General features: G+C 70.2%; 15 protein-coding genes. 9 read left to right on the plus strand and 6 right to left on the minus strand.

The features are described from left to right. Window positions 1-231: 231 nt before the first annotated feature. Together C8D81_RS00300 and C8D81_RS00305 are read right to left on the minus strand one after the other, a co-directional pair. Window positions 232-1,143 (minus strand): metallophosphoesterase, encoded by a 912-nt coding sequence (locus C8D81_RS00300; RefSeq protein WP_094404796.1) that lies wholly within the window; start codon window positions 1,141-1,143, stop codon window positions 232-234. Next, window positions 1,140-3,713, minus strand: a complete 2,574-nt coding sequence (locus C8D81_RS00305) for a transglycosylase domain-containing protein (protein ID WP_094404797.1) — start codon at window positions 3,711-3,713, stop codon at window positions 1,140-1,142. The genes C8D81_RS00300 and C8D81_RS00305 overlap by 4 nt, the downstream gene beginning before the upstream one ends. 277 nt (window positions 3,714-3,990) lie before the next feature. Between C8D81_RS00305 and C8D81_RS00310 the strand changes: the two genes are divergently transcribed. Next, entirely contained in the window at window positions 3,991-4,293 is a 303-nt protein-coding gene (locus C8D81_RS00310; RefSeq protein ID WP_094356313.1) for a WhiB family transcriptional regulator, read from the plus strand. On the opposite strand, the gene C8D81_RS00315 is transcribed toward C8D81_RS00310, so the two are convergent. Genes C8D81_RS00315 through C8D81_RS00325 form a run of 3 tightly spaced genes read right to left on the minus strand, consistent with a single transcriptional unit; the run spans window position 4,246 to window position 7,019 of the window. Further along, window positions 4,246-5,385, minus strand: coding sequence for an ArsA family ATPase (locus tag C8D81_RS00315; RefSeq protein ID WP_094356312.1), 1,140 nt, complete (start codon window positions 5,383-5,385; stop codon window positions 4,246-4,248). The genes C8D81_RS00310 and C8D81_RS00315 overlap by 48 nt on opposite strands. After that, complete coding sequence (locus C8D81_RS00320; protein WP_094399546.1) at window positions 5,382-6,401, minus strand: ArsA-related P-loop ATPase; 1,020 nt, start codon at window positions 6,399-6,401, stop codon at window positions 5,382-5,384. Before C8D81_RS00320 ends, C8D81_RS00315 begins: the two co-directional genes overlap by 4 nt. Before the next feature lie 60 nt (window positions 6,402-6,461). Next, the gene (locus C8D81_RS00325) at window positions 6,462-7,019 is read right to left on the minus strand and encodes a TetR/AcrR family transcriptional regulator (protein ID WP_166646616.1); all 558 of its coding nucleotides are present in this window, start codon (window positions 7,017-7,019) and stop codon (window positions 6,462-6,464) included. 75 nt (window positions 7,020-7,094) lie between these two features. Between C8D81_RS00325 and C8D81_RS21120 the strand changes: the two genes are divergently transcribed. The 5 genes from C8D81_RS21120 to C8D81_RS00340 are packed head-to-tail and all read left to right on the plus strand — an operon-like array spanning window position 7,095 to window position 9,690. Next, window positions 7,095-7,607, plus strand: a complete 513-nt coding sequence (locus C8D81_RS21120) for a hypothetical protein (RefSeq protein WP_094404798.1) — start codon at window positions 7,095-7,097, stop codon at window positions 7,605-7,607. 9 nt (window positions 7,608-7,616) lie between these two features. After that, window positions 7,617-7,781 (plus strand): DUF4177 domain-containing protein, encoded by a 165-nt coding sequence (locus C8D81_RS21125; RefSeq protein ID WP_208109046.1) that lies wholly within the window; start codon window positions 7,617-7,619, stop codon window positions 7,779-7,781. Next, window positions 7,778-8,236 carry a RidA family protein gene (locus C8D81_RS21130; RefSeq protein ID WP_208109047.1) on the plus strand — a complete coding sequence of 153 codons (459 nt, stop codon included), beginning with the start codon at window positions 7,778-7,780 and terminating at the stop codon, window positions 8,234-8,236. Before C8D81_RS21125 ends, C8D81_RS21130 begins: the two co-directional genes overlap by 4 nt. A gap of 15 nt (window positions 8,237-8,251) precedes the next feature. Beyond that, window positions 8,252-8,959 carry an NUDIX hydrolase gene (locus C8D81_RS21135; RefSeq protein WP_094399542.1) on the plus strand — a complete coding sequence of 236 codons (708 nt, stop codon included), beginning with the start codon at window positions 8,252-8,254 and terminating at the stop codon, window positions 8,957-8,959. Further along, window positions 8,956-9,690 (plus strand): MBL fold metallo-hydrolase, encoded by a 735-nt coding sequence (locus C8D81_RS00340; protein ID WP_179254524.1) that lies wholly within the window; start codon window positions 8,956-8,958, stop codon window positions 9,688-9,690. Before C8D81_RS21135 ends, C8D81_RS00340 begins: the two co-directional genes overlap by 4 nt. 7 nt (window positions 9,691-9,697) lie before the next feature. Here the strand turns inward: C8D81_RS00340 and C8D81_RS00345 are convergent, their stop codons facing one another. Beyond that, window positions 9,698-10,378, minus strand: a complete 681-nt coding sequence (locus C8D81_RS00345; protein WP_229123652.1) for a Crp/Fnr family transcriptional regulator — start codon at window positions 10,376-10,378, stop codon at window positions 9,698-9,700. Between the two features lie 96 nt (window positions 10,379-10,474). Here C8D81_RS00345 and nth point away from each other — a divergent pair, with 96 nt between their 5' ends. The 3 genes from nth to C8D81_RS00360 are packed head-to-tail and all read left to right on the plus strand — an operon-like array spanning window position 10,475 to window position 12,548. Next, entirely contained in the window at window positions 10,475-11,194 is a 720-nt protein-coding gene (gene nth, locus C8D81_RS00350; protein ID WP_094399540.1) for an endonuclease III, read from the plus strand. Continuing rightward, complete coding sequence (locus C8D81_RS21400; protein ID WP_229237892.1) at window positions 11,191-11,865, plus strand: TlpA family protein disulfide reductase; 675 nt, start codon at window positions 11,191-11,193, stop codon at window positions 11,863-11,865. The genes nth and C8D81_RS21400 overlap by 4 nt, the downstream gene beginning before the upstream one ends. Further along, window positions 11,862-12,548 (plus strand): NUDIX hydrolase, encoded by a 687-nt coding sequence (locus C8D81_RS00360; protein ID WP_094399538.1) that lies wholly within the window; start codon window positions 11,862-11,864, stop codon window positions 12,546-12,548. Before C8D81_RS21400 ends, C8D81_RS00360 begins: the two co-directional genes overlap by 4 nt. Window positions 12,549-12,587 lie beyond the last annotated feature (39 nt).

The raw sequence follows: 12,587 nt of genomic DNA on the forward strand, positions 1-12,587 counted from the left end.
TGAACGCCTTCGCCATCACCTTCGCAGACCGCATGCCAGCCGCCGAGGACCGCTGACATGGAAACCGCCACTTACACCGTTCGTCGGACAGTCCCGGCACAGTGGCTACTCGATGAACGTGGGGGCTTGGTTTCGACTCGTCGCTGCGCTCCTCGCTCAGCCGGCGTACTGGTTCATCTCGACACGGTCGCTGCGCGACCTACTCGATGAACGGAGGGGCGTACGGGGAGGTCAGCCGCGGGGGAGGAGGGTGAGCAGGGTGGCCTCGGGGCGACAGGCGAAGCGGTAGGGCGCGAACGGTGAGGTGCCGAGGCCGGCGGACACGTGCAGGGCGGAGGTGTGGCCGCCGGCGGTGTGGGTCGAGAGTCCCTTGACCCGCGGGGCGTCGATGTCGCAGTTGGTGACCAGCGCGCCGATCCCGGGCAGGCAGACCTGACCACCGTGGGTGTGGCCGGCCAGGATCAGGTCCATCCGGTCGGTGGCGAAGGCATCCAGCAGCCGCAGATAGGGGGCATGGGTGACCCCCAGATTCAGCACCGCGTCCGGGTCCGCCGGACCCGCGACCTCGGCGTACCGGTCCCGACCCAGATGCCCGTCGTCGGTCCCGCGGAAGGCGAACGGCATCCCCTTCACCGGCAGCGTCACGCGCCGGTGGGTCAGGTCCTGCCAGCCGGCCTGGGCGAACGCCGCGCCGAGCGTGCGCCAGGGCAGCTCGCGGTCCGGGGCGCTCTCCGGCTGCACCGGATCGCTGGGGCCGGAGAAATAGCTCAGCGGGTTCTTCATCTTCGGCGCGAGATAGTCGTTCGAACCCCAGACGAACACCCCGGGCACCCCGAGCAGCGGCTCATACGCCTCCAGCACCCGCGGCCAGGCATCCGGATGCGAATGGTTGTCGCCGGTGTTCACCACCAGATCGGGCCGCAGGCCGGCCAGCGAGCGGACCCAGTCGACCTTCTTCTGCTGACCGGGCAACAGGTGCAGATCGGAGACGTGCAGCACCCGGACCGGATCGGCACCGATCGGCAGCACCGGTACGCCGAACTCCCGCAGCGTGTACGCCCGGGACTCGACCAGCGCACCGTACCCGACACAGGCCGCGCCGGCGGCAAGCACTCCGACGCCGGCCCGGGTCAGGTTGCTCACGGCTTGTTCTGGCCGTTCCCGTTCCCCTGCCCGTTGCCCTGACCGAAGGTCTGCTGGGGCTGCGTGGTCGGAGCGGGGGCCGGCGGGGGCGGCGGTGCCGGCGCAGGTGCCGGGGCGGGCGGCGGCGCAGCAGGTGCCGGGGCAGCAGGCGGCGGAGCGGCCGGTTGCTGCTGGGCCGGCGGCCTGGTGGTGGCCGGCGCCTGGGTCTGCTTCGGTGCCGGCTTGGCGGCCGGACCGGAGGAATAGACCAGGTTGATCGTCGACCCCATCGGGGCGGTGCCGTACTGGCTCAGCCCCAGGTAGGTGCCGGACGAGGAGTTGTCGGTCCGGGTGGTCCGGCCGACGGTGAAGCCGGCATCCTCCAGCGCGGCCTTCGCGGCATCGGGGCTCATCCCCTTCACCGACGGGATGGCCACCGGCTTGCCCTCGGTGACGTCCTTGCCGACATTGCCGAACTTCGTCTTCGGCTTGCCGCGCAGCGCCGCCGACATCGATGGGACGTAGACATCCGCACCGGCGTCACCGCCACCGGAGCCCTGCATCGTGTACTTCTTCCGGGTCGGCAGCGTGATGCCCTTCAGCGTCGGCTTCCGGTTGCCGGAGGACCACTGCCGCGACTTCCAGTACGGGTGGGTCTTGTCGACCGCGATCATCGCGACACCGGTGACCTCGGGGGTGTACCCGGCGAACCAGACGGCCTGATTGTCATCGATGGTGCCGGTCTTGCCGGCCTGCGGGTAGCCACCGGGGATCGTCGCCGGACGGCCGGTACCGCTCATCACGCCGGCGAGCAGCGAGTTCATGCCGGCGGCCACCTGCGGGGTGATCACCTGCTTGCAGTTCGCCCCCTGGACCGGGATGTCCTTGCCGTTCTTGTCGGTGATCTTCTTCAGGATGATCGGCTCGCAGTGCTTGCCGCCCGAGGCGAAGGTGGCGTACGCCTCGGTCAGCGAGAGCGGGGTGATCTCGGCCGAACCCAGGGTGAAGGAGGGGATGGCGTTGAACTGGTCGACGATGTTGCCCTTCGAGCCCAGCTTCACGCCCAGCTTCTCGGCCATCTTGGTGGTCTCACAGCCGCCGACGTCCATGATCAGCTGGACGAAGTAGGTGTTCACCGAGTACGCCGCGGCCTTGTACATGTCCATCACACCGTTGGTGCCGGTGGAGTTCTTCACCGTCCAGTCGCCGAAGACCTTCTCGGTGCCGCGGCAGGACTTGTACTTCTTGCCGGCGAAGTCCATCGACGCCGCCGCGTTGTAGGTCTTGGACAGCGGCATGCCCTGTTCCAGCGCGGCCGCCGCGGTGAACGCCTTGAAGGTGGACCCGGCCTGGTAGCCCTCGGCGCCACCCATGTCGTTGTCGCTGGTGGAACCACCCACGGCGTAGTTGTAGTAGGACTCACCGGCCCCGGCGTTGTCGCCCATCACCGGCCGGGACTGGGCCATCGCCAGGATCAGGCCGGTACCGGGCTGGATCATCGTCATGGTGGAGATGACCGGGTCGCGGGCGTCGATGTTCTTCGCGATCGCCTTCTCGGCGGCGTCCTGGGTGGTCGGGTCGATCTCGGTCTGGATCGTCAGTCCACCGCGCTTGAGGGTGTCGAGCCGCTCGGAGGGGGTGTTGCCCAATGACGGCATCTTCTCCAGCGACCGCTTCACGTAGTCGCACAGGAACGGGTAGCGGGTGCCGACACAGCCGTTGGGGAAGCGCTGGATCTTGGAGGCGTCGAACTGGACCTTCTTGGCCTCATCGGCGTCGGCCTGGTTGACGATGTTCAGTTCCGCCATCCGGTTCAGCACCACGTTGCGGCGCTCGGTGGCGATGGTCGGGTTGTTGACCGGGTCGGTCGCGGCCGGGTTCTGCACCAGGCCGGCCAGCATCGCTGCCTGGTCGAGGGTGAGGTCCTTGGCGGTGGTGTTGAAGTAGTGCTTGGCGGCCTGCTCGACACCGTAGGCGCCGTCGCCGTAGTAGGCGATGTTCAGGTAGCGCTCGAGGATCTGGTCCTTGGTGAGCCGCTTCTCCAGCGCGATCGCATAGCGCAGCTCCTGGATCTTCCGGGAGACGGTCGGGGCCTGGGCCTTGAAGATCCCGGCCTCGTCACCGGCCTGCTTGGCGGTCTCGATCTGGACCTGCTTGACGTACTGCTGGGTCAGCGAGGAACCGCCCTGGGTGCCGGCGGAGGAGGAGGTGTTGCGGACCAGCGCGCGCAGCGTGGCGCGGGTGTCGAGGGCACCATGCTCATAGAAGCGATGGTCCTCGATCGCGATCTGCGCCTTCTGCATCAGCGGGCTGATCTGATCCAGCGGCTTGTAGATCCGGTTCTCTTCCCAGAAGGTGGCCAACACCTCGCCGTTGTTCATCAGCACCTTGGACTGCTGCGACTGGGGCGGGGTCTCCAGCTCGGCCGGGAGGTTGTCCATCCCGGTCGCCACAGCCTTGGTCGCCGCGCCCGCCATCCCGGCGAAGGGGATGAACAGGCCCGCCACCAGCAGACCGGCGAACACGCTCACCACGAAGAACATGATTGCGCGATAGACGAGGCTGCCCGCGCGCGCGGAGGTTTTGGCCATGCGGAACAGACTACGTGACGAGGCAACCAGTCGCGAAAACCCGCACGGTGCGCGGGTCGGATCGCCTCAGCCTAGCCACAGCCGGGCCGCGGGCGCCACCGGGCCGGTCGGAGGGTCCCCGCAAAGGTATGAGTTTGGTCTCATAACCCCTCCTGAGTGGCGGAATCCGCGCGGTTTTCTTAGTATTTCGCCACCACTGGCAACGCAGCCCGACCGGGTCGCGCGTACGGTGGCGCCACTCATGAGGTGGCCAGTGTGATCGGGGGAGGGCGAGGACATGTTCCTCACACAGGAATGGACCATGCAGGCGAAGTGTCTGGGCTCTGCGGACGCCTTGTTCGTCGAGGGAGCGGCCCAGAAACAGGCCCGTCAGCTCTGCCAGGGCTGCGGCGTACGCACCGAATGTCTGGCCGAGGCGCTGGACAACAAGATCGAGTGGGGCGTCTGGGGCGGCATGACCGAACGGGAGCGGCGCCATCTGCTGCGTACCCGCACCGATGTCGGGTCGTGGTCCGCGCTGCTGCTGGGCAAGTCAGCGGGCCACGGTGTCCGCCGCGAGCGCAGCTCCCACCGCGCGTAGCGTCGCCAGATCGTTCACATCCGTCGTCTGTGCCGGGATCTCGGCCAGGCGTACGCCCGGGTTCGCGACCCCGAACCGGTGCACCAGGTCCCGTTCGCGTTCCTGACCACGCATCCGCTCGGCGTGCCGGTGCAGCGCCAACCGCGACGGCCGGTCCTTCTCCGGCACCTCCTCGGCCAGCGCCATCGCCCGGTCCGCGGAGAGGTCGACCGTCGAGGTGTGCACCCGATTCACCACCACACCGGCCAGCGGCATCTTCTCCTCGCGCAACCGTTCGGTGAAGTACGCCGCCTCGCGCAGCGCATCGCGGGTCGGGGTGGCCACCACCAGGAAACGGGTGTGCGCCGAGGACAGGTTCGTCAGCGTCTTCTCCGCCCGCTGCCGGAAGCCGCCGAACAGGGTGTCGAAGGCGGTCACGAAGGTCTGCACGTCGCGCAGCACCTGGGCGCCGAGGATCTTGTCCATCGCCCCCATCACCAGATTCACGCCGACCGACATCAGCTTGAACGGGCCCCGGGCGGGGGCGAGCAGCATCTTCAGCATCCGGCCATCGAGCAGCCGGCTGAGGTGCTCGGGGGCCTCCAGGAAGTCCAGCGCCGACCGGGACGGTGGGGTGTCCACCACGATCAGATCCCAGCGGCCCTCGCGGCGCGCCTGGTCGTGCAGCTGGCCGAGCTTCTCCATCGCCATGTATTCCTGGGTGCCGGAGAACGAGGTGGACAGCGCCTGATAGAAGGGGTTGGCCAGGATCTGCTCGGCCTTCTGCGAGCTGGCGTGGGCGAGCACCACGTCATCGAAGGTCCGCTTCATGTCCAGCATCATCGCGTCCAGCCGGCCGCCGGCCGCGGTGTCGACGCCGACCACCTCGCGCGGGGTGTTGTCCAGCTCGGTCAGGCCCAGCGACTGTGCCAACCGGCGGGCCGGGTCGATGGTCAGCACCACCACGCGTCGGCCCTGTTCGGCGGCCCGCAGCGCCAGCGCCGCGGAGGTGGTGGTCTTGCCGACCCCGCCGGAACCGCAGCAGATCAGGATCTCCACGCCCCGGTCGGCGAGCAGCGGGTCGATCTGCAGGGCATCGCGCGCGGCACTCATCGGCCGACCTCCTCGGGGAGCTGGGTGCGGAGCTGATCGGCGATCTGGAACAGCGCCGCCTGGTCGATCCCACCCGGATCCGCGGCGATGAGGGCGAGCGGCAACCGCTTGGCCCGGTGTCCCGCGGAGCGGCTCACCGGAGTACGCAGCATCTCCAGACACTTGCGTTCCTCGAGGATCCAACCGGCCTCGTCGGCGAGCTCGGCGGCCAGCTGCGTCGTCGTCGCGCCGTCCAGGCCGGGCACCTTGAGCGGCAGCTTGCCGCGGATCGCGAGATCCAGTTCGGCGTCGTCGAGATCGGTCTCGGTGACCATGTTGCAGATGATGTCGGCGACCTCGATCCCGGTCGGCGCGAGCTCCTCGATCGCCTCCAGGGTCTCGGTGACAGGCATGTCCTCGGCCAGTGTGACCAGGTGCACCGCGGTCTGTTCGGAGCGGAACACCTCGATGATCGAGTCGGCCTGGTTGCGGATCGGGCCGACCTTGGCCAGCCCGGAGACCGCCTCGTGCACGTTCAGGAACGGGGTGATCCGGCCGGTCGGCGGGGCGTCCAGGACCACCGCGTCGTAGTCGTCGGAGCGGCCCTTGCTGCGTCGGCGGACGGCCTCGTAGACCTTGCCGGTGAGCAGCACGTCCCGCAGGCCGGGGGCGATGGAGGTGGCGAAGTCGAAGACCCCGAAGCGGTCCAGCGCCTTGCCGGCCATGCCGAGGCGATAGAAGGTCTCCAGGTATTCCTGCAGCGCGGATTCGGCGTCGATGGCCAGTCCGAAGACCTCGCCGCCGGCGGGCGTACGCACCAGTCGGCGCTCCTCGCCCGGGCCCAGCGGCGGTACGCCGAACAACTCGCTCAGCCCCTGCCGGCCCTCCACCTCGCAGAGCAGCACCCGCCGATCGGCCTGTGCGGTGGCGCAGGCCAGGGCGGCGGCGATGGTGGTCTTGCCCGTACCACCCTTGCCGCTGACGATGTGCAACCGCGTCGGATCGGCTTCGCGCTGGGCGCGGCGGGACTTCGGCATGGCGGCAAGCGTAGTCCGCCGTTCGCGGGCCACGCGGTGTGACCGGTATCCCCACGCCGCTCAGGCCAACAGGCGCTGCTGGATCAACTCGAGCGATTCCAGGTGTGAGGTGTGGTCGGTCCCGAGGTCCATCAACTGCGCCCCCAGACGGACCGACATCGCGATCGTGGTCCGGGCATCCGCCTCCTCCGCGGAACAGAATCCCCGGAACAGGTCGCGCAGATAGTCGCCACGAGTCCGGTCCACCCGGCGGACGGTGCGCGCCGCCACTTCGTCATGGCGGGCCCAGTCCCGGATCGCCAGCTCGGTCCCGATCCGCATCGCCGGGGCCGATTGGTCGTCGATGATCGCGATCAACCGGGCGAGCCGGGCCCGGGGATCGGTCGCGGCCGCGGCGTCGACCCGTTCGGTCACCGAGACCGTCACGGTCTGTTCCCAGGTCTCGAGCATCGCTGCCAGCAACGCGGGCCGGTCATCGAAGAAGCCGTAGAAACCGCCCTTGGTCACTTTGAGCCTGCGCGCCAGTACCTCGATGCGGACCTCGGCCAGCCCTCCTTCGGCCAGGGCCTCCAGTCCGGCGTCCACCCAGGCCCGGCGCGGGGTCTTCGTCACTGCCATCGACCTCATTGTACGCCAGCGTATACACGGTCTATCCTCGAATATACGGAACCGTATAAATCATGGGAGCCGACCATGCCCACACCAGACCCCGCCCTGCCGCCGGTGACCGGTGGCCGGGTCGACGCCGGCACGATGACGCGCCCGGCGAACGCACAGCAGCGCGCCAGGCTCACCCTGGTCCCCGACTATCTCGACGTTTTCACCCTGACGACCGGCACCGCGGCCACGCCACGGGACTGGATGACCGCCTGCTTCGAGCAGGGGATCGAGAGATCGGATCGGGACCTGATCTTCAATCGCCTGCTCCGGTTGCGCACAGCACCCGACGGCCGCCCCGGGCATGTGGCCGGCTGGCAGGTGGCCCAGGAGGAACCCGGCCACCTCACCGTCGCGGCCGCGGGACCGCTGGTGGCGGGCAACCTGGTGCTGGACGTGCTGCCCGATCGGATCCGGCTCAGCACCGCGATCGGCTACCGGACCCTGGGCGGCCGGATCCGCTGGGAGCTGCTCAGCCACGTCCACCGCCGCCAGGCGCCCGGCGTACTGCGAACGGGCGAGCAACTCCTCCGGCAGCGGCTGCCCTAGGCTCGACCCATGACCAAGTGGGAATACGTGACCGTGCCGGTGCTGGTGCATGCCACCAAGCAGATCCTCGACAACTGGGGTGCCGACGGCTGGGAGCTGGTGCAGGTCGTGCCCGGCCCCAACCCGGAGAACCTGGTGGCCTACCTGAAGCGCCCGCTGCCGGAGCAGGCGTGAGCGCCTCGGACCGGTTGGACGCCCTCGGGGTGATCCTGCCGCCGGTCCCGCAGCCGGTCGCCGCCTACGTGCCGGCGGTGCGCAGCGGCGACCTGATCTACACCTCCGGTCAGGTGCCGATGGTGGACGGCAAGCCGGTCGCCACCGGCAAGGTCGGTGACGAGCTGACCCTGGAACAGGGTGTCGCCGCCGCCCGGGTCTGCGCGTTGAACGCGGTCGCCGCCGCCGCCGAACAGGCCGGCGGCATCGACAACATCGCCCAGATCGTCAAGGCGACGATCTTCGTCGCCTCCGATCCCGACTGGTACGACCAGCCCAAGGTCGGCAACGGTGCCTCCGAGCTGCTCGGCGACATCTTCGGCGACGAGGGCCGGCACGCCCGTTCCGCGGTCGGGGTCGCGGTGCTGCCGCTGGACGTCCCGGTCGAGGTCGAGCTGATCGTCCGGGTCCGCTAGAGCCCGGAACCGACGATGACGTTCACTGGCGCGCATTCCTGGGAGGTGCTCGAGGTCGTCCCGCCAGCGGTGATGACCCGGGTACCGAGCAGCTGGGCGGCGAAGAGCCGCGCCCCGCTGCCACCCGGGGTGCAGCCGGTGACACCGCGGCTCGCCGCCACCCTGGTACTGGTCCGCGAGGGGACCGACGAGGGCCTCGAGGTGTGGCTGATGCGGCGCAGCGGCGGGATGAAGTTCGCCGGGGTCTGGGCCTTCCCCGGCGGCAAGGTGGAGCCGGTCGATGAACAGCAGCCCGACCCGCTGCTTGCCTGCGTACTCCGCGAATGCCGCGAGGAGACCGGACTCGACCTGGCCGCCTCCCGCCCGATCCCGTGGGCGCGCTGGATCACCCCGGACACCAGCCCCTACCGCTTCGACACCTGGTTCTTCGTGCTGCCGGTGCCCGACGGGCTCGAGCCCCAGAACACCTCCAGCGAGGCGGATCTGGTCGGCTGGCAGTCCCCGGGGGCGGTGCTCGCCGAAGACCGGGCCGCCGCCGACGGCGCGGTGACCCTGCTGCCGCCGACCCGCTCGGTGCTCACCGAGCTCGCGCTGCTGGGCAGCCTGGCGCGCCTTCGCGAGGCGGCGGCGCTGCGGGTGATCGAACCGGTCTCCCCGCGACTGGTACGCGACGGTGCGGGCTGGCGGGCCAGCCATCCGCGCCGGGACGGGAGCTGGACATGAGCTGGCAACCGGAACTCGTGCTCGCGCCGAATCCGGGCCCGATGACGCTGCAGGGCACCAACACCTGGCTGCTCGCCCCGCCGGGGGAGCCGGCCGTGGTGATCGACCCCGGGCCGGACGATCCCGGCCACCTGGCAGCGATCGAATCGCTGTGTCCGCAGGGAATCCGCGAGATCTGGGTGACCCACCATCACGCCGACCATCTGGAGGCCGCCCCGGTGCTGGCGGCCCGGGCAGGATCCGAGGTGCGGGCGTACGATCCGGAACTCTGCGACCGCCCGCTGACCGACGGTGAGACGGTTGAACTGGGTGGCCGGGAACTGCTGGTCCGGCACATTCCCGGGCACACCGCCGACTCGATCGGGTTCCTGCTTGGTGATGATTTCTTCTCCGGGGACATGGTGCTCGGCCGCGGGACCACGGTGATCATGCACCCCGACGGGGATCTCGCGGCCTATCTGGACTCACTCACCGTGATGCAGGACCTGGTCGCCGACCGGGGCGTACGCCGGATCCTGCCCGGGCACGGGCCGATCGTCGACGATCCCGCCGAGCGGGTGGCGCACTACCGGGAACACCGGTTGGAGCGCCTGCAGCAGGTGCGCGACGCGCTGGCCGCCGGCGCCCGCACGGCCGAGGAGGTCGTTGCGGTCGTCTATCCGGATGTCGATGAGGGGGTACGCCGGGCCGCGGAGGCCTCCACCCGCGCCCAGTTGGCCTATCTGACCTAGGGCCGGTTCAGCGCGCGCGGCGCTCGACCCGCTCCAGATCGGTGATCGTCACCGAGCGGGGTTCGAGCCGGATCCAGCCGCGGGTGGCGAAGTCGGCGAGCGCCTTGTTGACGGTCTCGCGGGAGGCGCCGACCAGCTGCGCCAGCTCCTCCTGGGTGAGCTCGTGGTGCACCACCAGACCGGTCTCGGTGCGCTCGCCGAAGCGGGAGGCCAGATCGAGCAGCGCCTTGGCCACCCGGCCCGGCACGTCGGAGAAGACCAGATCGGAGACCACGACGTTGGCGCGCCGCAACCGGCCGGCGAGCTGACCGAGCAGACCGCGGGCCACCTCGGGGCGGCCGTCGAGCCAACGGATCAACTCGTCGTGCTCGAGCACGCGCAGTTCGCAGCGGGTCACCGCGGTCGCGGTGGTGGAGCGCGGGCCGGGATCGAAGACCGACAGCTCGCCGAACATCTGGCCCGGGCCGAGGACGGCGAGCAGATTCTCCCGGCCGGTGCTGCCGTGCCGACCGAGCTTGATCTTGCCGTCGACGACGACGAACAGCTGATCGCCGGTGTCGCCCTCATGGAACAGGGTGGCCCCACGGTTCAGCGTCACGGTCTGCATGGCTGAAGCCAGCGACTGGTACGCCTCCTGGTCCAGACCCTTGAACAGGGGCGCCTGCTTGAGCACGTCCTTTGGTTCCACGAAACTCTCCTGTCAACCTGCCTATCGGTCAGCCTATCGTTCCGATCCAGTGTGGGCAGCGTCACGGCCCCGCGCGCCGGGCACTAGGCTGGCCGCATGCCGAGCAGCCGGACCGAGGTGGCCGAGAAACCGCCGACCGCACTGGTCCGCCGGGCCCGGAAGATCAACCGGATCCTGGCCGAGACCTACCCCGATGCGAAGGCCGAGCTGGACTTCACCAATCCGCTCGAACTGCTGGTGGCCACCGTGCTCTCCGCCCAGTCGACCGACAAGCGTGTGAACATGGTCACCCCGGAACTGGTCCGGCGCTATCCGGATGCCGCGGCCCTGGCCGGCGCGGACCGGGCCGAGCTGGAGGAGCTGATCCGACCGACCGGCTTCTTCCGGGCCAAGTCCGACTCGCTGATCCGGATCGGGCAGGCCCTGGTGGAGCGGTTCGACGGCGAGGTGCCGGGCAATCTCGAGGACCTGGTGACCCTGCCCGGGGTCGGGCGCAAGACCGCCAATGTGGTGCTCGGCAACGCTTTCGGGGTGCCGGGCATCACCGTCGACACCCACTTCAAACGGCTCTCCCAACGCTTCGGCTGGACCACCAGCAACGACCCGGACCGGATCGAGGCCGAGGTTGGTGCGCTGTTCCCGCCCAAGGACTGGGTGATGCTCTGCCACCACGTGATCTGGCACGGCCGGCGCTGCTGCCACGCCCGCCGGCCCGCCTGCGGCGCCTGCCCGGTGGCCTCGCTCTGCCCCTCCTATGGCGAGGGCCCCACGGATCCGGAGGTGGCGGCCAAGCTGATCCGGGAACCGCGCGGATGAGGCGTACCCGGTTGTCGGCCGTCGTGCTGGCCGCGGTCTCGGCGGTCTCGTTGCTGACCGGGTGTGCCGGTACGCCACCGGTCACCGCCTCACCCGGTGCGGCGGCACCCGGGGCCGGTGGGGCCGAGACCGGTCCCGACGCGGCCGACGCCCCCGGCACGGCCCCATTGCTGGACGCCCGGCGGGCCGCCGGGGTCGCCGACTGCCCGGCCGCCGACCCGGGCGTACCCGCGGTGGCCAACGGATTGCCCGAGGTGACGCTGCCGTGCTTCGGCGAGGACTCCCAGGTCCGGTTGGCCGGGCTGCGCGGCAAACCGCTGGTGATCAACGTCTGGGCGCAGTGGTGCGGGCCGTGCCGGACCGAGGCGCCGATGCTGGCCGAGTACGCCGACCGGGTCGCCGCCGCCGGTGAACCGGTGCAACTGCTCGGCATCGACTACGCCGACCCGCGCCCGGATCTGGCGCTGGAGTTCGCCCAGCAGGCCGGCTGGCGCTACCCGCAGCTGGTCGACCCGCAGCGCCGGATCCAGCCCGGGCTGAGCATCATCGGCCCGCCGCAGACGATCCTGGTCCGCGCCGACGGCACCATCGCCTACCGCCATCCCGGCCCGGTCACCTCCACCCAGCAGCTCAGCGACCTGGTCGCGGACAAGCTGGGGGTGCGGGTGTGACCGGTACGCCCGCGGCGCCGCCCCAGCTCGCCCGGCTGGTCGCGGCCCTGGACCAGCCCGACCAGGTGCACGGCGTGGTCGCCGACCGGCCCGGCCGCGGCGGCCGCCAGGCGGGGGTGCTGGCTCTGTTCGCGACCGAGCCGGAGCTGTCAGTGGTGGTCACCGAGCGGGCCGCGACGCTGCGCTCGCACGCCGGCCAGGTGTCCTTCCCCGGTGGCGCGATGGACCCCGGCGACCCCTCGCTGGAGGCGACCGCACTGCGTGAGGCGGCCGAGGAGATCGGGGTCGATCCGGGCACCGTCGAGGTGCTCGGCCGGGTACCGGCGGTGCACGTGGCGGTCAGCGGCTTCGACGTGAACACCGTCGTCGGCTGGTGGCGTACGCCGCATCCGATCTCGGCGGTGGACGCCGCCGAGGTGGCCTCGGTGCACCTGATCCCGGTGGCCCGGTTGGCCGACCCGGCGAACCGGCGGGTCGCCCGGCACCCCTCCGGTTATCGCGGGCCGGCGTTCGTGATCGACGACCTGTTCATCTGGGGGCTGACCGCCGGGCTGCTCGCCGGGTTGCTCCGGCTGGCCGGCTGGGAGCAGCCGTGGAGCCGCCGGCTGGAGGCCGAGGTGCCGGCCCGGTTCCTGCGCGATCGCTCCCGTACCGAGCCGCGTACCGGCCCGGACACCCACTGACGGCATTCAGACTCGGCTGACAGGTCGGTCAGTGACTGC

It is taken from the genome of Enemella evansiae (assembly GCF_004362375.1).
Lineage (GTDB): Bacteria > Actinomycetota > Actinomycetes > Propionibacteriales > Propionibacteriaceae > Enemella > Enemella evansiae.

Coding starts and splice junctions, on each gene's coding strand:
- C8D81_RS00305 (WP_094404797.1), bottom strand. CDS start 3,713: ATGGCCAAAACCTCCGCGCGCGCGGGCAGCCTCGTCTATCGCGCAATC.
- C8D81_RS00310 (WP_094356313.1), top strand. CDS start 3,991: ATGTTCCTCACACAGGAATGGACCATGCAGGCGAAGTGTCTGGGCTCT.
- C8D81_RS00315 (WP_094356312.1), bottom strand. CDS start 5,385: ATGAGTGCCGCGCGCGATGCCCTGCAGATCGACCCGCTGCTCGCCGAC.
- C8D81_RS00320 (WP_094399546.1), bottom strand. CDS start 6,401: ATGCCGAAGTCCCGCCGCGCCCAGCGCGAAGCCGATCCGACGCGGTTG.
- C8D81_RS00325 (WP_166646616.1), bottom strand. CDS start 7,019: ATGGCAGTGACGAAGACCCCGCGCCGGGCCTGGGTGGACGCCGGACTG.
- C8D81_RS21120 (WP_094404798.1), top strand. CDS start 7,095: ATGCCCACACCAGACCCCGCCCTGCCGCCGGTGACCGGTGGCCGGGTC.
- C8D81_RS21125 (WP_208109046.1), top strand. CDS start 7,617: ATGACCAAGTGGGAATACGTGACCGTGCCGGTGCTGGTGCATGCCACC.
- C8D81_RS21135 (WP_094399542.1), top strand. CDS start 8,252: ATGACGTTCACTGGCGCGCATTCCTGGGAGGTGCTCGAGGTCGTCCCG.
- C8D81_RS00340 (WP_179254524.1), top strand. CDS start 8,956: ATGAGCTGGCAACCGGAACTCGTGCTCGCGCCGAATCCGGGCCCGATG.
- nth (WP_094399540.1), top strand. CDS start 10,475: ATGCCGAGCAGCCGGACCGAGGTGGCCGAGAAACCGCCGACCGCACTG.
- C8D81_RS21400 (WP_229237892.1), top strand. CDS start 11,191: ATGAGGCGTACCCGGTTGTCGGCCGTCGTGCTGGCCGCGGTCTCGGCG.